At 67.4% G+C, this 19,609-nt stretch carries 19 protein-coding genes; 9 read left to right on the top strand and 10 right to left on the bottom strand.

The window, feature by feature from the left end; translation table 11 throughout:
- Window positions 1-46 precede the first annotated feature (46 nt).
- Complete coding sequence (locus ABIE41_RS08500; protein ID WP_192644055.1) at window positions 47-1,297, top strand: Zn-dependent hydrolase; 1,251 nt, start codon at window positions 47-49, stop codon at window positions 1,295-1,297.
- A 149-nt stretch (window positions 1,298-1,446) separates the two neighbouring features.
- Window positions 1,447-2,124 (top strand): cold-shock protein, encoded by a 678-nt coding sequence (locus ABIE41_RS08495; RefSeq protein WP_192644056.1) that lies wholly within the window; start codon window positions 1,447-1,449, stop codon window positions 2,122-2,124.
- Between the two features lie 158 nt (window positions 2,125-2,282).
- On the opposite strand, the gene ABIE41_RS08490 is transcribed toward ABIE41_RS08495, so the two are convergent.
- The 7 genes from ABIE41_RS08490 to ABIE41_RS08460 form a co-directional block, all read right to left on the bottom strand.
- The gene (locus ABIE41_RS08490) at window positions 2,283-2,735 is read right to left on the bottom strand and encodes a hypothetical protein (protein ID WP_192644057.1); all 453 of its coding nucleotides are present in this window, start codon (window positions 2,733-2,735) and stop codon (window positions 2,283-2,285) included.
- A gap of 303 nt (window positions 2,736-3,038) precedes the next feature.
- Complete coding sequence (locus ABIE41_RS08485) at window positions 3,039-3,548, bottom strand: MOSC domain-containing protein (RefSeq protein ID WP_192644322.1); 510 nt, start codon at window positions 3,546-3,548, stop codon at window positions 3,039-3,041.
- Between the two features lie 303 nt (window positions 3,549-3,851).
- Window positions 3,852-4,337: a bacterioferritin gene (gene bfr / locus ABIE41_RS08480; RefSeq protein ID WP_192644058.1), complete on the bottom strand. Its 486-nt coding sequence runs from the start codon at window positions 4,335-4,337 to the stop codon at window positions 3,852-3,854.
- Between the two features lie 96 nt (window positions 4,338-4,433).
- Complete coding sequence (locus ABIE41_RS08475; RefSeq protein WP_192644059.1) at window positions 4,434-4,718, bottom strand: (2Fe-2S)-binding protein; 285 nt, start codon at window positions 4,716-4,718, stop codon at window positions 4,434-4,436.
- Complete coding sequence (gene irrA, locus ABIE41_RS08470; RefSeq protein ID WP_192644060.1) at window positions 4,718-5,278, bottom strand: iron response transcriptional regulator IrrA; 561 nt, start codon at window positions 5,276-5,278, stop codon at window positions 4,718-4,720. The genes ABIE41_RS08475 and irrA overlap by 1 nt, the downstream gene beginning before the upstream one ends.
- Before the next feature lie 159 nt (window positions 5,279-5,437).
- On the bottom strand, window positions 5,438-7,024 hold the full coding sequence (locus ABIE41_RS08465; protein WP_192644061.1) for a DHA2 family efflux MFS transporter permease subunit: 1,587 nt from the start codon (window positions 7,022-7,024) through the stop codon (window positions 5,438-5,440).
- Window positions 7,025-7,176: 152 nt separating this feature from the next.
- A complete protein-coding gene (locus tag ABIE41_RS08460; protein ID WP_192644062.1) occupies window positions 7,177-8,403 on the bottom strand; it encodes an HlyD family secretion protein in 1,227 nt (408 codons plus the stop codon).
- Between the two features lie 203 nt (window positions 8,404-8,606).
- Between ABIE41_RS08460 and ABIE41_RS08455 the strand changes: the two genes are divergently transcribed.
- Window positions 8,607-9,212, top strand: coding sequence for a TetR/AcrR family transcriptional regulator (locus tag ABIE41_RS08455; RefSeq protein WP_192644323.1), 606 nt, complete (start codon window positions 8,607-8,609; stop codon window positions 9,210-9,212).
- A gap of 6 nt (window positions 9,213-9,218) precedes the next feature.
- Here the strand turns inward: ABIE41_RS08455 and ABIE41_RS08450 are convergent, their stop codons facing one another.
- Together ABIE41_RS08450 and ABIE41_RS08445 are read right to left on the bottom strand one after the other, a co-directional pair.
- A complete protein-coding gene (locus ABIE41_RS08450; protein WP_354191839.1) occupies window positions 9,219-10,148 on the bottom strand; it encodes a DMT family transporter in 930 nt (309 codons plus the stop codon).
- 147 nt (window positions 10,149-10,295) lie between these two features.
- Complete coding sequence (locus ABIE41_RS08445; protein WP_192644063.1) at window positions 10,296-11,330, bottom strand: aspartate-semialdehyde dehydrogenase; 1,035 nt, start codon at window positions 11,328-11,330, stop codon at window positions 10,296-10,298.
- Between the two features lie 554 nt (window positions 11,331-11,884).
- Here ABIE41_RS08445 and ABIE41_RS08440 point away from each other — a divergent pair.
- The 3 genes from ABIE41_RS08440 (at window position 11,885) to ABIE41_RS08430 (ending at window position 14,081) form a co-directional block, all read left to right on the top strand.
- The gene (locus ABIE41_RS08440) at window positions 11,885-12,892 is read left to right on the top strand and encodes a hypothetical protein (protein ID WP_192644064.1); all 1,008 of its coding nucleotides are present in this window, start codon (window positions 11,885-11,887) and stop codon (window positions 12,890-12,892) included.
- Window position 12,893: 1 nt separating this feature from the next.
- Window positions 12,894-13,685: a hypothetical protein gene (locus ABIE41_RS08435; RefSeq protein WP_192644065.1), complete on the top strand. Its 792-nt coding sequence runs from the start codon at window positions 12,894-12,896 to the stop codon at window positions 13,683-13,685.
- A 90-nt stretch (window positions 13,686-13,775) separates the two neighbouring features.
- Window positions 13,776-14,081 carry a hypothetical protein gene (locus ABIE41_RS08430; RefSeq protein ID WP_192644066.1) on the top strand — a complete coding sequence of 102 codons (306 nt, stop codon included), beginning with the start codon at window positions 13,776-13,778 and terminating at the stop codon, window positions 14,079-14,081.
- Window positions 14,082-14,192: 111 nt separating this feature from the next.
- Here the strand turns inward: ABIE41_RS08430 and ABIE41_RS08425 are convergent, their stop codons facing one another.
- Window positions 14,193-16,586 carry a transketolase-like TK C-terminal-containing protein gene (locus ABIE41_RS08425; RefSeq protein ID WP_192644067.1) on the bottom strand — a complete coding sequence of 798 codons (2,394 nt, stop codon included), beginning with the start codon at window positions 16,584-16,586 and terminating at the stop codon, window positions 14,193-14,195.
- Between the two features lie 243 nt (window positions 16,587-16,829).
- Between ABIE41_RS08425 and ABIE41_RS08420 the strand changes: the two genes are divergently transcribed.
- From ABIE41_RS08420 to serA, 3 genes are all read left to right on the top strand, one after another.
- Complete coding sequence (locus ABIE41_RS08420) at window positions 16,830-17,807, top strand: SPFH domain-containing protein (RefSeq protein WP_192644068.1); 978 nt, start codon at window positions 16,830-16,832, stop codon at window positions 17,805-17,807.
- Between the two features lie 8 nt (window positions 17,808-17,815).
- Window positions 17,816-18,259, top strand: coding sequence for an NfeD family protein (locus tag ABIE41_RS08415; RefSeq protein WP_192644069.1), 444 nt, complete (start codon window positions 17,816-17,818; stop codon window positions 18,257-18,259).
- A 91-nt stretch (window positions 18,260-18,350) separates the two neighbouring features.
- Window positions 18,351-19,607: a phosphoglycerate dehydrogenase gene (gene serA / locus ABIE41_RS08410; RefSeq protein ID WP_192644070.1), complete on the top strand. Its 1,257-nt coding sequence runs from the start codon at window positions 18,351-18,353 to the stop codon at window positions 19,605-19,607.
- Window positions 19,608-19,609 lie beyond the last annotated feature (2 nt).

Here is a 19,609-nt window from a genome sequence, read left to right as displayed (position 1 = left end):
GCCTCAGGCCCGCGCCGCGTGCCCCTTTCCAACCGAAGACGACGCCATGGACATGACCGCGCCCGCCCGCATCGACATGGACCGCTTCTGGGCAACGATCGAGCGCTCCGCCGAGATCGGCCCGGGCCGGCCCGGCGGCCTGTCGCGTCTTGCCGCCTCGGACTCGGACATGGAGATTCGCGACCAGTTCGTCTCCTGGTGCCGCGAGGCCGGGCTCTCCATCCGCGTCGACGGCATCGGCAACATCTTCGCGCGCCGGCCCGGCACGCAGGACGATCTGCCGCCGGTGGTGATGGGCAGCCATCTCGACACCCAGTTCAATGGCGGCCGCTTCGATGGAATCCTCGGCGTGCTCGGCGGACTCGAGGTCTGCCGGGCGCTCGACACGATCGGCCATCGCACACGCCGCCCGATCGAGTTGGTCAACTGGACCAATGAGGAAGGCGCGCGTTTCTCCCCGCCCATGGTCGGCTCCGGCGCCTTTACCGGCGCCTACACGCTCGACTGGGCCCAGGGCCGGGTCGACGAGGAGGGCCGCAGGCTCGGCGACGAGCTCGCCCGCATCGGCTATCGCGGCGAGATGGGGGCCCAGCCCCATGCTTTCGATGCCTATTTCGAGCTGCATATCGAGCAGGGGCCGATCCTCGACCGCGAGGGCATGCAGGTCGGCATCGTCACCGGCGGCTTTCCCTCCACCGGCATGCTGATCGAGTTCAAAGGCGAGACCGCCCATACCGGCCCCTGGCCGATGGAGCGGCGCAAGAACGCGCTGATCGCCGGCGCGCGCTTCCTGGTCGCGGTCGATGATCTCGGCTGGGTCCATGCCGGCACGGGTGGCAAGGCGACCGCCGCCCGCCTTGTCGCCTGGCCCAACAAGCCGGGCATCCTCTCCGACTGGGCCCAGGCCGTCGGCGATGTCCGCCACCCCGACCCGACGACCTCGGCCGTCATGGCCGAGGCCATGCGCCGGGCGGCTTACGAATCGGCGGCGAAGGCCGACTGCAGCGTCGAGATCCTGGATATCTGGCGCTGGGGTGGAAACATCTTCGCGCCCGAGCTCGTCGAGCAGGTCCGCGGCATTGCCAGCGCCCGGGGCTACCGCCACCGCGACATCCTGAGCCAGGCCGGGCACGACGCCTATTTCGTCGCCCGTCACGCGCCGACGACGATGATCTTCACCCCCTGTCAGGGTGGCATCACCCACAACAACGGCGAGCTTTGCACGCGCGAGGATCTCGAGCCGGGGCTGGATGTGCTGCTGAGGGCCGTGCTGGCGCGGGCGGACCGCGTCGACTGAAAGCTTGTGCCGGCAAACCATCGCCCGGGTCCGCTGCGGCAGCGTCCGGAGCGACCGAGAAACGGCGATAAATTACGCTTCACCCCCGATGACGCCACGCTTTACTTGCGCTAGATTGCGATTTCCCGGCCACTCATCCTCGAAGCTCCATGTACGATCGTCGCAAGCCTCCCGCCGCCCAGCCTTTTGTCACCCACGAGAATATCGAAGCCAAGGTCAAATGGTTCGACCCCGAGAAGGGGTTCGGTTTCGCGTCGCCCTCCGACGGTTCGGGCGACGTCTTCCTTCACATTTCTGCGATCGGCCCGCTCGATCAGCAGGACCTGCAGCCCGGCGCGACCATCATCGCCGATCTCGGCGAGGGCCGGCGCGGCCTGCAGGTCGTCGCGGTCCACGAGATCGACGCCTCGACCGCGACGCCTGCGGCGCCCCGCGCGCCGCGCGCACCCCGCGATGATTTCGGTGGCGGCGGCGGTTATGGCGAACGTGGCGGCTACGGTGGTGGCGACCGCGGCGGCTATGGCGGCGGCGGAGATCGCGGCGGCTACGGTGGCGGTGGCGGCTATGCCGATCGCGGCGACCGCGGCGGCTTCGGCAACCGCGACAGCGGCCCGATGGAAGGCCCCTTCGACGGCGCCGTGAAGTTCTTCAACACGGAGCGCGGCTTCGGCTTCATCGCGCCCGACCAGGGCGGCGCCGACGTGTTCCTGCACGTCTCCTCGCTCAGCCGCAGCGGCCTGCAGCCGCCGATGGACGGGCAGCGCGTGCGCTTCTCGATCCGCGCCGGCAAGAAGGGCCCGGAAGCAGCGAACGTCAGCTACATCTGACGCGCCCGCACCGACCAACCGCCAGACCCGCCGGTTCGCGCCGGCGGGTTTTTTTATTGCGCGGCAGGAGGTTCACGACCTGCCGATATGAATGACGGAGTTGGGTCGCAACCGGCCGCAGAAATCGCCTAAGGCAACAAAAATGACACCTGTTTGACTCATGCCTGTCCGATTTCGGTCGAGGACAACGCCATGACGCGAGCCTGAAGCCTCGAAGCTCTTATCGCATCGATGTATTTTCCGAGCTGTACGACAGTTACAAAAAACATCATAAGGCAAAATAGAAATGAATTAACCAATGTAGGAACCTTAGGCCACACAGGATCAGTACAATAATCATTGTCAGGAAACACATACATGATGTCTCCGACTTTGGTTTCTTTATAATAGCCTGCCAGCCATAGCTCTACAACGCATATCTTCTTCTCAGCGGCGTTGGTTTCAAATTGAACAGTTGCGTAGCCTGAGCTTCTCGCGCTCCGGATCGCAATGACTGTCGCCGGGGTCAGCGGTTCAATTTTGCTGCGCTTGTGGCGGCCAGCGTCTTCCATAAGTGCTGTAAGTGAGAGAATGAAAAAGACAGCGCTGACGGCAAAAGTCAGAGCACGCATCCCACGGTGCGGTGGGTTCGCTCCAGCGGTCTGTTCCTCAGTGCGCATGAGCCCAAACTAGCACTGCCACCGCGAGTTCCTGGCCCGAAATCTTAGCTTGGGGTGAGCACATTCTAAAGACCCCTCAGCGGCTCGCGAATGCGGGAGTCGCCGGGGGCTCTGTTCCCGACAGATGGATTGAACCCGACGAGCGGGTGTGGCCGCAACGGGTCGAAAGCAGAAGCCTCAAGCCGACCCAAGATCGGGGCCAGCCGGCGTTAGCGCCTTCGACGGCGCTCAGGATGCAAGCCAGACACCCCAGCCTCACACCCGCTCCAGCGCCTTATGCGGCAGGGCCGGCAGCGTGACCGCGATGGCATCCCCCGGTGCGACCACCCCGCCCTCCAACACGATGCCCATGATCCCGGCCTTGCGGACGATCCGGCCCTCCGCGTCGCGGCCGAGCACGGCTGCGAGCAGTCCCGGCCTGAACGTCTCGATCTGGGCGCAGGGGTTTCGCAATCCGGTGATCTCGACCAGTGCCTCCGCCCCGAGCCGTAGCCTGGTGCCGACTGGGAGGCCCAATAGGTCGAGCCCACGCGTCAGCACGTTCTCGCCCATCTGACCCGGCGCGACCTCGAAGCCCGCCGCGTTAAGTTCGTCGAGCAGCTCGGCATGGATGAGATGGACCTGCCGGAGATTGGGCTGCGTCGGATCGACCGCGACGCGCGAGCGGTGCTTCACCGTCTCGCCGCAATGCGCGTCCCCCTCGACGCCGAGCCCAGCCAGCAGCCGGATCGCGCCTTGCACCGGCTTGCTGAAGCGATGGCCCATGGCTGCGCTCACCGAGATCACTGTGGCGGTCCTATCCAACGTCCTTGCCTCCCGGCTTGAACAAAACGGTTCGGAAACACACCGTCATCCCGGGCTTGCCCCGGGATCCATCGGAGGGCGCCGGCGCTCTAGGATGGATCCCGGATCGGCGCGGCTTCGCCGCTGGTCCGGGATGACGGCGTGGTTACACCGGAAGGCTGGAAGCTTAGCCGCATCAGGCAGCAACGCGCCACGCTGATACGACAAAGCCGGCCCCGCATCGCGGAACCGGCTTCGCTGATCGGGTTATGGCCCGCCGAAAGCTCAATGGCCCTCGTCGAGACCGCCCATATGCTTCTGGGCGTAGAGCTCGATGCCGATGCGGCCGATGAGGTCGAGCTGCGTCTCGAGGAAGTCGATATGGCCTTCCTCATCCTTCATCAGGGCCTTGAACAGATCTTCCGACGGGTAGTCGGCGACCTCGCGGCAATAGCTCGCGGCTTCCTGGTAGAGCGCGCGGGCCTCGATCTCGGCCTTCAGATCGGCCTCGATCACTTCCTTGACGTTCTCGCCGATCCGCAGCGGATCGAGCGTCTGCATGTTCGGGAAGCCCTCGAGGAAGAGGATGCGGTCGACGAAGCGGTCGGCATGGACCATCTCCTCGATCGACTCCTTCTTCCAGGTCTTGGCCATTTCCTTCAGACCCCAGTTGTCGAGGATCCGGTAGTGCAGCCAGTACTGGTTGATCGCCGTCAGCTCGGAGCGAAGCCCCTTGTTGAGGTACTCGATGACCTTCTTGTCACCCTTCATGGCGCCGACGCTCCGCGGTTACATTAGAATGATCCTAATGTAGGGATCACGGTTCAAAAAGGAAAGGGGAAAAAAATTGGTCCTCGGCCAGAACGATCAGGCGGCGAGGTCGTTCTCGGCCGACAGGCCGTCCATCATCTGCCCCACGGCGATATGGACCGAGCATTCGATGTCGCGGGCCGCGCAGGAACCGCACTGCGTCATGCAGGCGGCGCGGGCCTCGGCGAGGATGGCGCGGACCTCGCGGGCGCAGCGCCCGCAATCGGGGCTGCAGCCCAGGCAATCATAGGCCTCTCCCGCCGTCCGCGGGCCCGTGCCGTCAGGGGCGATGGTGCCCTTGATCTGCCGGCTGGACAGGACGTTGCAGGAGCAGACGATCATCAGTGGCCGCCCGCCGCCAGACGGCTCTCGAGGCTGCGATGCTCGGTGGTCCGGGTCTCGATCTCCTGCCCGTCGGCGCGGCGCAGGCGCACGATGACCTCCACCGAGGAGATCACCATGCCCTCGGGCGCCTCCGGCAGGCCGGCGACCTGGATCGTCGAGCCCGGGATGTCGACGACCGTCTCGTCGTCCTCGTTGTAGAAGTGGTGATGCTCGGAGACGTTTGTGTCGAAGAAGGTCTTCGGGCCGGAGACCGAGACCTGGCGCAGCAGGCCGGCTTCGGAGAACTGGCGCAGCGTGTTGTAGACGGTCGCGAGCGAGAGCGGCTCGCGGGCGCGCAGCGCCTCCTCATAGAGCATCTCGGCGCTGACATGGCGGTCGCCCTTGGCGAAGAGCAGCCAGCCCAGCGCCATGCGCTGGCGCGTCGGCCGCAGGCCGGCGGTCCGCAGCCGCGCCTTCACGGCGCTGATCGGGCAAGAAGCGGGGCTCTTCTGCGGCCAGGGAATCTGGTCGGCCGCGGCCCGCTGGGGGGTCTGATCCTTCAGGGTCGAAAAACTCATCGAAGACGCCTTCCACATCGCCGGCTCTGGCGGCGCGTAGTTTAGAAAACATCTAAACTACTGATATTGCTATTATATTTGTCGAAGTCGCACCCGCTTGTCAATCGCGCGGGCTGCGGCATCCCGTCATCGCAGGCCCGCCCGGAGAGACGCCTTCTCTCAATGGCCGCCGCCTGCACCGGGGGCCGCCGCCGGAGGCTTGCGCATGAACAGCGCCAGCGCGACGAGGGCCGCGAAGATGCAGGTCAGCCCGAGGAAGACGTCACCGAAGGCCAGGGTCAGTGCCTGCTTGTGGGCACGCTGGCTGATCAGCGCGAGCGCCATCTGCTCGGCCGCGTCGCCATAGTCGAGGAAGCGCTGCATCGTCTGGGCGATCGCCTCCTCCGCCACCTGCCGGCCCGCAGCGACATGCTCGTGCAGCCTGACGATGTGGAGATCGGTGCGGGTGTTGAGCAGGGTGTTGATCAACGCCAGACCGACCGCGCCGCCGAGATTGCGGGTGAGGTTGTAAAGGCCGGACGCGTTCTTGAGCTGGGCCGGCGGCAGCGTGCCGAGCGCGAGATTGTTGATCGGCACCATGCACAGCATCAGCGAGACACCCCGCAGGATCTGCGGCGCCAGCAGCTCGTGGAAATCCCAGTCCGCAGTGATTCCGCTGGCGATCCAGGTGCCGAGCGCGAAGCCCGCAAAGCCGATCATCATCTGCACGCGCGGGTCGATCTTGGCCGAGAGCTTGCCGGCGATCGGGGCCGTCAGGAACATGCACAGGCCCGTGACGAACATCGTCTCGCCGATCTGCAGCGCGTCATAGCCGCGGATGCGTCCGAGATAGACCGGGTAGAGATAGGTCAGCCCGTAAAGGCCGATGCCCATGCAGAAGGAAAACAGCGAGCCGAAGGCGAAGTTGCGGTTGGTGAAGGCGTAGAGGTCGACCAGCGGGTCGTCCCGCGTCAGCGCGCGCCAGAAAAAGAGCACCGCGCCGAACACCATGACGAACGAGAAGAAGACGATCTCGTGGCTCTCGAACCAGTCCAGCCGCGTGCCTTCCTCCAGCACATATTCGAGGCTGCCGAGGAAGCCCGCCATGCCGAGCAGGCCGAGCCAGTCGAAACGCTTCAAGAGCCCCTTCTGCGGCTTGTCGAAGTCGATCAGCGTCCAGGCGGCGATGGTGACGCCGATGCCCGGCACGACATTGACCAGGAAGAGCCAGTGCCAGGAGAAGGCACTGCTGAGATAGCCGCCGACGGTGGGGCCGATCGTCGGCGCCAGCGTCGCCACCAGCCCGATCAGTGGAGAAACGACGGGGCGCTTGGAGGGCGGGAAGATCGTGAAGGCGGCCGCAAACACGCCGGGGATCATGCCGCCGCCGATGAAGCCCTGCACCGCACGCCACAGGATCATCTCGTTGATCGAGGACGACATCGCGCAGAGCACGCTGGCGATGGTGAAGCCGGCGGCGGCAATGGTGAAGAAGACGCGCGTCGACAGTGCCCGGCTGAGATAGCCCGAGAGCGGGATCATGATCACTTCCGCGATCAGATAGGCTGTTTGCACCCAGGCGATCTCGTCCGACGAAGCCGACAGCCCCGCCTGGATCTCCGCCAGCGAGGCGGAGACGATCTGGATGTCGAGGATCGCCATGAACATGCCGAAGATCATCGCCACGAAGGCGAAGATCCGGCGCATCGGAATGGCGTCGTCGGCCGGCGGTGCGCCGGCCGGGGTTGTCAGGGTCGCGGTGGCCATGATGGCCTCCCCTTACGAGCCCTCATCCTGAGGAGGCCCGCAAGGGCCGTCTCGAAGGATGCTCCAGTATTCGCCGGAGCCTCCTGGACCATCCTTCGAGACGCCGCCTTCTGCGGCTCCTCAGGATGAGGGCTGAGAAAACATCCAGATGGTCAGCGCTGTCCCGCAGGCCGCGGATCGATCTTCACCACCACCGACATGCCGGGCCGCAGCACATGGCGCGCGGCCGCCTCGGGCGCGAGCGCGATGCGCACCGGCACCCGCTGGACGATCTTGGTGAAGTTGCCCGTCGCGTTGTCCGGCGGCAGCAGGGTGAAGACCGAGCCGGTGCCGCCACTGATGCCGGTGACCCGCCCCTCGAAGACCTGGCCCGGCAGCGCATCGACGGTGATCGAAGCCTTGTCGCCGATCTTCAGCGGCCCGACCTGCGTCTCCTTGAAGTTCGCGTCGACATAGACCTGGTCGAGCGGCACGATCGACATCAGCCGCTTGCCGGCGCTGACGAGATCGCCGAGCTGGACATTGGTGTTGGCGACGAGCCCCGAGATCGGCGCCGCGACGCGGGTGAAGCTCAAATCTCGCTCCGCCTTCTGCTCGGCGATCCTCAGTTCGTCCGCCTGGCGCGCCGCCTCGACGCGCTGCGCCTTCAGCACCTCGACATTCGCCTGCGCGGCGGTGACGCCGGCCACGGCACTACCGAGCGAGGCCTTCGCCTGGTCGCGGGCAGCGACCGCGGCGTCCAGCGTCGCCTGGGACCCGTAGGACTTGGCGGCGAGGCTGTTGGCGCGCTCGAAATCGGCGATCGTGCGGGTGACGCCGGCCTGGGCGGAGGTCTCCTGCGCCTGGGCCTGCTGCAGGCTGGCGCGGCCGGCCTCGATCTGGCTGTCGATGCGGGCGAGCGTCGCCAGGGCCGTGGCCGTCTTGGCGCGGGCGCTGTCGAGTGCGATCCGCCAGTCGCCATCGTCAAGCGCGACGAGCGGCTGCCCGGCCTTGACCTCCTGGTTCTGGCTGACGCTGACGCTGGTGACATTGGCCGAGAGCTTGGCGGAGATCGTTGCCATCTCGGCGCCGACATAGGCATCGTCGGTCGAGACGATGAAGCGGCCATTGAACCACCAGTCCGCGCCGAACCAGAGCCCGGCCCCGATCGCGGCCGTGCCGAGGAGCGCGAGACCGGCACGGCGGACCATCCGGCTCCGGGTCGACGGTTTCGACGCCGCGGAGGCGCCTGCCTCCGGTGCCGGCGCGGACTCGCCCGCCCGTCGGGCCTCGGCGGGCTGAGCGGCGGCTGCGGGCGCATCTTGGGGAGCGGGCTCGACGAGCTTGAAGCGGTCGCGCCGGACATCGCCGCGCGGTTCGGGCAGGATTTCGGCAGCCATGGGATTGTCCCGATGATTACAATTCGAACCGATCAGTTCGATTGCTATTGAATTAGCGCGCCGCTCGCGGCATATCAAGATCGAATCGAACCGAGTGGTTCGATGATTTTGCAGGCGCGCTCTGCGCCTGACGGATGGAACCGATGAACCAAACGGCCGAGCAGCGGCCCAGACCGGCAGCCCGCAACCGGCGGATCGCCGGCATGGACCCTGAAAAGCGCCGCCAGATTCTGGATGGCGCCCAGGCGATCTTCCACGCCCAGGGCTTCGACGCCGCGAGCATGAACGAGATCGCCGCCGCCGCCGGCGTCTCGAAAGGCACGCTCTATGTCTATTTCGAGGACAAGGAGCATCTCTTCATCGCGCTGATCGAGCGCGAGCGGGAGAAGCACCGCCAGCACATGTACCATGCCCTGGCCGAACATCCCGACCTCGCCCATGCGCTCACCGGCTTCGGCATCAATCTGGTCCGTCTGGTGACAGACCCGTTCGCGCTCAGCGCCCACCGGATCGTGCTCGGCGTCGCCGAACGCATGCCGGAGCTCGGCCGCGAGTTCTACGAGCGCGGCCCGCTGCTCGGCGGACAGCGCCTTGCCGCCTTTCTCGAGCGCCGGATCGCGGCCGGCGAGCTCGCGATCGCCGATCCCGTTTTGGCCGCCGCCCAGTTCGCAGACCTCTGCCAGTCGACGCTGCTGCGCCCGCGCCTGTTCAACGCCGAGCGCCGGCCGCCGACGGAAGCGGAAATCGCCCATGTCGTCGACGCGGCGGTGACGATGTTCCTGGCGCGATACGCCGTGCGGGCGGGCTGAGCCGCGTCAGCTTGCCTCGCGCGCCTTGAGGCGCTCGCGATGCGCCGTGTAAAGGCCCGAGCCCGCGATGATGACCGCGCCGACCAGCGTCCAGAGGTCGGGCAATACGCTGAAGATGAAGAGGCCGAACAGCGAGGCCCAGAGCAGCTGGATGTAGGAGAACGGCGCCAGCAGCGAGGCGTCGCCATGGCGATAGGCCAGCACGATCAGCCAGTGGCCCATTGTCGAGGACACCCCGATGAAGACGCCCATGGCGACGATCGTCGGCGTCACCGGAGTCCAGACGAAGGGCACGGCGAGGCTGAGCAGGCCCAGGCCGACCAGCGCCGAATAGGCCAGCGTCGTCAGCGGGCTCTCGGTGCGGCTCATCATCCGCGTCATGATCATCGCGAAGGCCCAGGACAGGGCCGAGGCCACGGCCAGAAGCGAGGCGATCTGGAAGCCCGCGCCGCCCGGCCGCACCACGATCAGCACGCCGACGAAGCCGACCAGCGTCGCCGTCCAGCGCCGCCAGCCGATCGTCTCGCGCAGGATCGGGATCGACAGCGCCGTGACGAAGAGCGGCGCGACGAAGCCGGTCGCGGTCGCATCCGCCAGCGGCATGTAGCGCAGCGCCATCACGAAGAGCACGGACGAAGCCAGGAGGCCGATCCCGCGCAGGATCTGCAGCGCCGGGCGCTGCGTCGACAAGCGGGCGAGGCCCCCGCGCCGCCAGACGATGCCGAGCATGATCAGGGTGAAGGTGCTGTAGCGCAGCCAGCTCACCTGCAGGGGCGAGATCTGCTGCGTCAGCAGCTTGGAGACCATGTCTGCCGAGGTCAGGAAGATGCTGGCCAGCAGCACGAAGGCGATCCCGCGCAGGGGCGCGTCGCGCCGCGGCGGAGCGGCTGCGGTCGGGATCGGCGGCGGCGGTTCGGTCGACGGGGCGTGGGGCACGGCAGAATCGCAGCGGCGGGAACCACGATCTTAGAGAGCTTTGCCGGCGATCGGTTGCGCAAAGAACGACCGGTGCGCATGCAGCCGGAAACGAAAAAGGCGGGCCGCAAGGCCCGCCTCGATCATCGCGCTTCCGTCAAAGACGGCTCAGGCCGCCTTCTGCCGCGGCTGGATCAGCTTGCGGTTGACCAGCACCTCGGCGATCTGCACCGCGTTCAGCGCCGCGCCCTTGCGCAGATTGTCGGAGACGCACCAGAAGGCCAGGCCGTTCTCGACCGTCGCGTCCTCGCGGATGCGGGAGATGTAAGTCGCGTCCTCGCCGGCCGCCTCATGCGGGGTGATGTAGCCACCGGGCTCGTGCTTGTCGATCACGAGGATGCCCGGCGCCGCGCGCAGCACCTCGCGCGCCTCGTCGGCCGTCACCGGCTTCTCGCACTCGATGTTGACGCTCTCGGAATGGCCGATGAAGACCGGCACGCGCACGCAGGTCGCGGTGAGCTTGATCTTCGGGTCGAGGATCTTCTTGGTCTCGACCATCATCTTCCACTCTTCCTTGGTGAAGCCGTCCTCCATGAAGACGTCGATCTGCGGGATGAGGTTGAAGGAGATGCGGGCCGGGAACTTCTTGGTCACGACCTCGCCGGCCGAGAACACGGCGCGCGTCTGGTTGAAGAGCTCGTCCATGCCCTCCTTGCCCGCGCCGGAGACCGACTGGTAGGTCGAGACGACGACGCGCTTGACGCCGTACTTGTCGTGCAGCGGCTTCAGCGCCACGACGAGCTGCGCGGTAGAGCAGTTCGGATTGGCGATGATGTTCATCTTGGTGAAGCCGGCGACGGCGGCGGCGTTCACCTCCGGCACAATCAGCGGCACGTCGGGATGCATGCGCCAGGCCGAGGAGTTGTCGATCACGACGCAGCCCTGCTGGCCGATCTTGGGCGACCACACCTTCGAGATCTCGCCGCCGGCCGACATCAGGCAGATGTCGGTGTCGGAGAAGTCGTAATGCTCGAGCGACTTGCACTTCAGCGTCCTGTCGCCGAACGAGACTTCCGTCCCGATCGAGCGCGACGAGGCCAGCGCCACGACCTCGCTGACGGGAAAGGCCCGCTCGGCCAGGATGTCAAGCATCTCGCGGCCCACATTTCCCGTGGCGCCGACGATCGCGACCTTGAAGCTCATGGTGATGTTCCTTTCGGATGAACCCGGTTGGTCTCCCCCTCGGCACCGTCCGCCCGATGGCAGGGCGGGTCCGGCGTCAGCCCCCGCCGGGGGGAGAGGGACCCGGAACCGAGGCGAGTTTCAGCGCGGCGTGCCGGTGGTCCCGGTCGCCGTTTTGGTCGTGTGTTTCGTCGTCTGACGGACGGTCACAGGGGCCAATCCCGAAGGGCTGAAGACATCGCGGTGTCGCGCGCGGAGCTTCGCCCCGCGTGACACCGGCCTGTGAGAACACCCTGGACGCGCAAAAGTCAATCGGACTGCCCCCGCGTCAGGCTTCGTTGCGGAGCGTTAACCCTGTGCGTTGACCGACGATTCACGCTGCGTCGCGAAACCCCTGCGCCGGTAACGGCCTGCTGACCGCCCCTCGCCCAGCTTGTCGCGGGCGAGGCCGCAGTTTGGCGATGGAGGCGGATGGGTTGCGCGTGGCGTCGGGTCAATTCCTGTTCTTGATGAGGCCCTGGGCCGTGAGGCTGCGGCAGCCACTGGCTGCGCGAGCTCTCGGGCGGGTCCGTCCGTTGCTGGCGGCTCTCATCGCCCGGCTCGCCCGCATCGACGTGACCGCGGCCGCGATCCGCGGGGCCGATCGCATCGAGGCCATGGGCCGCGCGGTCGGTCGCGCCGCCTCCTGGCTCCGCCGCGTCCTGCGGCTGCCGGCGATGCGCCTGACCACCGGCCTCGTCTGGCGCGGCGTCGCGGCTGCCACCGGCATCGGGGCTGCCGCCGCCCTCGTCACGGGCCTGTCCTCGCAGAGCGAGGCGACGAGCGCCGCCTATTCTACACTCTCGGAGACGCCACCGCGCCCTGCCGGCGAGGCGGGAGCGGCGCAGCGCACCGCATCCGCCGGACCGGAGAGCTGGGTGGCCGTCGCCAAGCCGATGCCGATCTTCGGCCTCGAATCCCCGGAGCTGGAGCGCCAGCCTCTCGTGCTCGAAGCACGGCGCAGCGCCGACGGCCGGCAACGCGAGGATCTGCTGAGCTTCGGCGGCTTTGACGAGACCAAGCCGCATCTGACGCTGCGCCTCGCCGTTCGCCACGAGCGCGAGGAGCTGTCGCGGCCCTTCATCGTCGCGCTGGTGCGCGCCGCAGCGGCGCGAGGCCTGTCGGTCCAGCGCAGCAGCCTGCCGGCCGCGGTCGAGACGCGCTTTGGCCCAGTCGAGGCCGCCGACGTGACCCTGAGCGACGGGCCGGTCGGCCGCGCCTGCATCGCCTTCCGAATGGAGGCCGGCACCGTTCCGCTGGCCCTAAGTGGCTGGTGGTGCGGCGGCGAGGGCAAACCGGCAGACCGCCGGCAGCTCGTCTGCCTGATCGACCGTATCGACCTCCTCAACGCCGGTGAGGACCCAGCCCTGCGCGGCGCCTTTGCCCGCAGCGAACTTAACCGCCAGCCGGGCTGCGCCCCGCCGCGCCTTTCCGCCAGCGGGCGCAAGGTGTCCTGGCTCGACGCCGACGCCCCCACACCGGCCCTGCGGACGAAGACCGCCTCGCCTCCGTCCGGCGGCACGCGGCGGCCGGAGAAGCGCTGACATGGCGACCGACAGCCCGCGCGCCATGGCCGTGATCGGCGCCACGGGAACCGCGGCTCTGGGCGTCGCGCGCTTCCTCTTCCTCGCCCTCGGCGCGGCCGTCTTCCTGCTGATCCTGCTGCTGGCCTGGTGGCTCTACGGCAGGATGCCGACCATCGGCCGGGGACAACCCGCCTTTTCCTGGACGATCGAGCCGGCCAACATGCGGGGCGCACCGCTCGTCGCCACCCACCCGACAAGGGGGCGCGAGGAAGGCTGGCAGTTCGGCGGCCCCGGCACCGGCGAGACCTTCGCCGCGCTCGTCCTGGCAGAACCCGACGAGGCCGGCCGGCCCTTCACGCTCACCACCCCGCTGTTCTGGCAGTTCGAGCCCCTGCGCGTCCTGCGTCCGCGGGTCGGCGGGCCGCATTACACGATGACGACCCGCTGGGGCACCTTCACCGGTCGCGATCTGATCTATGCGGAGTTCGACGGCCGCGTGCGGACCTGCATCGTCTTCCGCAACGCCTTCGAGACCGCGGCCTTCGCGCTCGGCGGCTATTACTGTGCGCCCGGGGTCCAAGACGCCAACGCCGCCTCCCTGGCCTGCCTCATCGACCGGATGAAGCTCGAGCCCGCGCGGCGCGAATCGGCGGCTCTGGCCTATCTCGCCGGCCGCTCCGGCCAGGCGGCCCAATGCCAGAACACCACCTTCTACCCGCCCGGCACGCGCCGGGTCGTCAGGGATCGCAAGGGCGGCGTGATCGGCATGGCCGGCGGCTCTGGCGACACATTTCCCCTGTGGCCGCGCTGACAAAATCGTTAACTACGGTAGTCTAGGATTCACCATAGAGTCCCGTTCTCGTACCAAGCGGATCGCCGCTGTTCTGGAGATGTCGTCGCCATGGGTTCGCTCAAGCGTCTCGCCGCCGTTTTCGCACTCTCCGTCGCCGCGTCGACCGTGTGGGTCTCCTTCGCGGAAGCGCAGAACCGCCGCGGCCCGCTGCGCGTGACCGTGCAGAAGCGCAGCTATTTCGACCTCGGCAACGTCGTGCCCGTGGGCTCGATGAACCGCTATGCCAGCCAGCACATGGGCGCGACGCCGGCCTATGCCAGCTTCGGCGGATTCTATGGCGAGGACACCCTGCCCGGCCGCATCGGCGCCGGCGCGAACCCCTTCGCCAACACCTTCGCGACGCCGCGCTTCTGAAGCGTGGCCGTCATGGTCGGGCTTGACCCGACCACCACGCAAACCAGCTCTTTCTCGTCATGAGATCCTCGGGCCGGCGCTGCGCGCCGCCCGATAATGACGTTGGGCGCCTTACGGCAGCGCCTTCAGATAGCGCACCGGCCGCCCCGGCGCCGCCGCCTGCGCGGCATGGACGATCGCATTCGCGTCGATGCCGAAATGGCGATAGAGGTCCGCGACCGTGCCGGTCTGGCCGAAATGCTCTACGCCGAGCGCCTTCTGCTTGTGGCCATGCACGCTGCCGAGCCAGGCCAGCGTCGCCGGATGCCCGTCCAGCACCGAGACGATGCCGCAATCGCGTGAGAGATCGCCGAGCAGCCGCTCGACATGGCTGGTGGCGCGATGGTTGCCGCGCTGGCGCGCCCGCTCGGCCGCCTGCCAGCCGGCATTGAGCCGGTCGGCAGAGGTGATGGCGAGCAGCCCGACATCGCGCCGGTCCTCGCCGAGCAGCCCGACCGCCTTGATCGCCTCCGCCGCGACAGCGCCCGTATAGGCGATCACGACCGAGGCGTTGGGGCCTGGCTTCCGCAGCCAATAGGCGCCGTCGATGATCTCGCTTTCGAGTTCGGGCGTCATGGCGCGCTGCGGCTGCTCGAGCTGCAGTGTCGAGAGGCGCAGGTAAACCGAACCGCCGGTCTCGTCGCGCAGCCAGGTGCGCTCGTCGGGGTCGCCCTCGCCATCCTTCTGCAGATAGTCGAAGGACCAGCGCATCATCACCGCCAGTTCGTCGACGAAGGCCGGCTCGAAGGCGCATAAGCCGTCCTGGCTCATGCCGATCAGCGGCGTCGCGATCGACTGATGCGCCCCGCCTTCCGGCGCCAGCGTCACGCCCGACGGCGTCGCCACCACCATGAAGCGCGCATCCTGGTAGCAGGCATAGTTCAGCGCATCGAGGCCGCGCGAGATGAAGGGGTCGTAGAGCGTGCCGATCGGGATCAGCCGCTCGCCGAAGGTCGCGTGCGAGAGGCCGAGCGCCGAGAGGTTGATGAACAGGTTCATCTCGGCGATGCCCAGCTCGACATGCTGGCCCTTGGGCGAGAACTCCCATTTCTGCATCGACGGGATGCGCTCGTCCTTGAAGGTGTCGGCCATCGAGGCCTTGGCGAAGAGCCCGCGCCGGTTCACCCAGGGACCGAGATTGGTCGAGACGGTGACGTCGGGTGCCGTCGTCACGATCCGGTCCGCCAGCGGCCCGCCCGCCTTGGCGATCTCGTCGAGGATCTTGCCGAAGCCCATCTGCGTCGACATCACCGGCTGGATGCCGGCCTCGAGCTTGGCGGGCACCGGCAGCGCCGGCGCGCTCAGCCGGCGGCGTCCCTCGGCAAAGAAGGGCACGCGGTCGAGGAAGGCGCGGACCTCGCTCTCGGGCAGGGACAACCCCTCGAACAGGTCCCATTCATGGCCGGGCCGGACGCCATTGGCGCTCTGGAAGCCCGCCATCTGCTCCTTGGTCATCAGGCCGGCATGGTTGTCCTTGTGCCCCGCCAGCGGCAGGCCGAAGCCCTTGACGGTGTAGGCCAGGAAGCAGACCGGCCGGTCATGGTCGATGGCCTCGAAGGCCTCGAGGATCGAGGGCAGGTCGTGTCCGCCGAGATTGCACATCAGCTTCGACAGCTCGGCATCGGAGCGGCTCTCGATCAGCTGCGTGACCGGCCCCTGGTCGCCGAGATCGTCCATCAGCCGCTTGCGCCAGGCCGCCCCGCCCTGGAAGGTCAGTGCTGAATAGAGCTGGTTCGGGCAGGAATCGATCCAGGCCTTCAGCCGTTCGCCGCCCTTCTCCTTGAAGGCGGCCTGCTGCAGCGAGCCGTATTTAAGCGTCACGACGTCCCAGCCGAAATTGCGGAACATCGTCTCGAAGCGGTCGTAGAGCCCCTCGCGGATGACGGCGTCGAGCGACTGGCGGTTGTAGTCAATCACCCACCAGGTGTTGCGCAGGCCGTGCTTCCAGCCCTCCATCAGGGCCTCGAAGATGTTGCCCTCGTCGAGCTCGGCGTCGCCGATCAGCGAGACCATACGGCCCTCGGGACGCTCCAGCCCCCAGCCATGGGCGCGGACATAATCCTGCGTCAGCGAGGAGAACAGCGTCTGCGCCACGCCCAGCCCCACCGAGCCGGTCGAGAAATCGACGTCGTCGATGTCCTTGGTGCGCGAGGGATAGCTCTGCGCGCCCTTGTAGCCGCGGAAGTTCTCGAGCTTCTCGCGCGTCTGCAGCCCCATCAGATAGTTGATCGCATGGAAGATCGGCGAGGCGTGCGGCTTCACCGCCACCCGGTCCTGCGGCCGCAGCGCCGCCATGTAGAGCGCGGTCATGATCGTCGCCAGCGAGGCCGAGGAGGCCTGGTGGCCGCCGACCTTCATCCCGTCGGCGCTGTCGCGCAGATGGTTGGCGTTGTGGATCGTCCAGGAGGCGAGCCAGAGGATCTTCTTCTCGAGTTCGGCGAGAATCGGCAGGCGCGGATCGGACATGGTGCGGCTCTCCAGCAGATGCCCGATCATGCGGGAAGCGCCGCGCGATGTGAACCGTAATCGCGGGTTCGGCAAAGCCGTTCTGAGCAGTTTCTGCCACGCGGGCGCGGTTAGCAGCGAGGAACTGCCAAGTACGCAGGCAGGGTCGCCTGCGCCGCCGCGACCTTGCATTCGCCTGTCGCAATCGTCAGGTTGCATGCCGCCGGCCCGCGGCGGGGCCAGGCGACAGGAGACGCTCACCTCATGGACACGCTCTCGGGCTTCAGCATCTTCGTGATCGTCCTGGTGATGCTCGTCGTCATCACCATCGCCTTCCTGGTGAAGACGGTGCCGCAGGGCTACAACTACACGGTCGAGCGCTTCGGCCGGTATTCGCGCACGCTCAGTGCGGGCCTCAACCTGATCGTCCCCTATATCGACCGCATCGGCCACAAGGTGAATGTCATGGAGCAGGTGCTCGACATTCCCTCGCAGGAGGCGATCACCAAGGACAATGCCGGCGTGCGCATCGATGCCGCCGCCTTCTACCAGGTGCTGGACGCCGCCAAGGCGCGCTACGAGGTCTCGGCGCTCGACGACGCGCTGGTTACCCTGACCATGACCAATATCCGCACAGTCGTCGGCTCGATGGACCTCGACCAGTTGCTCTCCCACCGCGACGAGATCAACGAGCGGCTGCTGCGGGTGATGGATGCAGCCGCTTCGCCCTGGGGCGTCAAGGTCACCCGCATCGAGATTCGCGACATCCTGCCCCCGGCCGACATCGTTGGCGCGATGAACCGCCAGATGAAGGCGGAGCGCGAGAAGCGAGCCGCCGTGCTGGAGGCCGACGGCATGCGCCAGGCCGAGATCCTGCGGGCCGAAGGGCTCAAGCAATCGCAGATCCTTGCCGCCGAGGGCCGCAAGGAGGCCGCCTTCCGCGACGCCGAAGCGCGCGAGCGCTCCGCCCAGGCCGAGGCTTCCGCCACCGCCATGGTCTCGGAGGCCATCAGCAAGGGCGACATCCAGGCCGCGAACTTCCTGATCGCGGAGCGCTACACCGATGCGCTGAAGGCAATCGCCAGCGCACCTAACAGCAAGGTGGTGATCGTGCCGATCGAGGCCGCAGCGCTCGCCGGAACCGTCGGTGGTATCGCCCAGCTCACCCGCGCCGTGTTCGGCGACGATGCGGTCGACGGCCGGCGAACGGCCTCCGTGCCGCCGACCGGCCGCAACGCCTGAGGCCGCCGATGCTGCCCGCCATCCTGTCCGGCGCCTGGGGCTGGGTCATCCTCGGCCTCGTCCTCATCGGCGGCGAGGTGCTGGCACCCGGCATCTTCCTGCTCTGGCTCGGGCTCGCCGCCCTTATGACCGGCGCCGTGGTCGGCCTGGTCGGTCTCGGCTGGCAGGCCGCGGCGCTGGTCTTCGCCGGCTTCAGCCTCGTTGCGGTCTTCACGGGCCGCCTGCTGACGCGCCGCAAGGGCGAGGAGCCCGACGCTGCGACCGGGCTCAACGATCGCGGCCGCCGGCTGATCGGCCGCGTCTTCCGGCTGGAGGCGACGATGACAGGCGGCGAGGGCCGCATCCGCATCGACGATTCGTCCTGGCGCGTCACCGGCCCGGAACTCTTGGCCGGGAGCGAGGTGCGTGTCGTGCGCGTCGACGGCGCGACGCTGATCGTCGAGAAGGCGTGAGCGCGGACGGCTGGCGTCGCGCAGAAATCCGGTTGTATCGAAGCGCCAGCGGTCTATAGCGGACGCTCCGCCGCCAGACCGGTCCGCCCCCATGACACTGCCCAGCGAACGCCTGTCCCTGTCCAAGGACCGCATCAAGGTCCTGCTGCTGGAAGGCATCAACGATTCCGCCGCCGACCTTCTGGTCAATGCCGGCTACACCAACATGACGCGTTTGCCCAAGGCATTGGACGAGGACGCGCTGGTGAAGGCGCTGGAAGGCGTCCATGTCCTGGGCATCCGCTCGCGCACGCAGCTCACCGACGCGGTCTTCGCCCGGGCCGACCGGCTCTTCGCCGTCGGCTGCTTCTCGGTCGGCACCAATCAGGTCGATCTCCACGCAGCGCGCAGCCGTGGCGTGCCGGTCTTCAACGCGCCCTTCTCGAACACCCGCAGCGTCGCCGAGCTCACCATCGGCGAGATCGTCATGCTGCTGCGCAAGATCACCGATCGCTCGGTCTCGGCCCATGGCGGTGGCTGGGACAAGTCGGCCAACGGCTCCTTCGAGGTGCGCGGCAAGGTGCTCGGCATCGTCGGCTACGGCAATATCGGCAGCCAGCTCTCGACCCTGGCCGAGGCGATGGGCATGCGGGTGATCTACTATGATCAGACTGACCGCCTGCGCCACGGCAACACCGAGCCGGTCGACAGCCTGCATGAACTGCTGGGCTCGGCCGACATCGTTTCGCTGCATGTGCCCGAGACGCCGCAGACCCATGGCATGATCGGCGCCGAGCAGATCGCCGCGATGAACCCCGGCAGCTACCTGATCAACAACTCGCGCGGCACGGTCGTCGATCTCGACGCGCTCGCCGCCGCGCTGAAGAGCGGCCACCTCGCCGGTGCAGCCGTCGACGTCTTCCCCGTCGAGCCGGCCTCGAACAACGACCGCTTCGTCTCGCCGCTGCAGGGCCTGCCCAATGTCATCCTCACCCCGCATGTCGGCGGCTCGACGGAAGAAGCGCAGGAGCGCATCGGCGCCGAGGTTGCCCGCAAGCTGATCGATTATTCCGATGTCGGATCGACGGTCGGCGCGGTCAACTTCCCGCAGGTGCAGCTCGCCGCCCGCGCGGTCGGCACGCGCTTCATTCATGTCCAGCGCAACGTGCCGGGCATGCTGAGGCGGCTCAACGACGTCTTCGCCGCCCGCGACGTGAACATCGCCGCCCAGAATTACCAGACGGATGGCGAAGTCGGTTATGTCGTGATGGAGGCGGAGAGCATCGGTGCCGATGCGCGCGACATCCTGCGCGAGATCAGGGCTCTCGACGGCACCATCCGCGCGCGGCTGCTCTACCAGCGCGCCTGAGG

It is taken from the genome of Bosea sp. OAE506 (assembly GCF_040546595.1).
Taxonomy (GTDB): Bacteria; Pseudomonadota; Alphaproteobacteria; order Rhizobiales; family Beijerinckiaceae; genus Allobosea.
The sequence above is the reverse complement of the archived record's forward strand: the minus strand, read 5'-3'. Positions and strand labels throughout refer to the sequence as shown.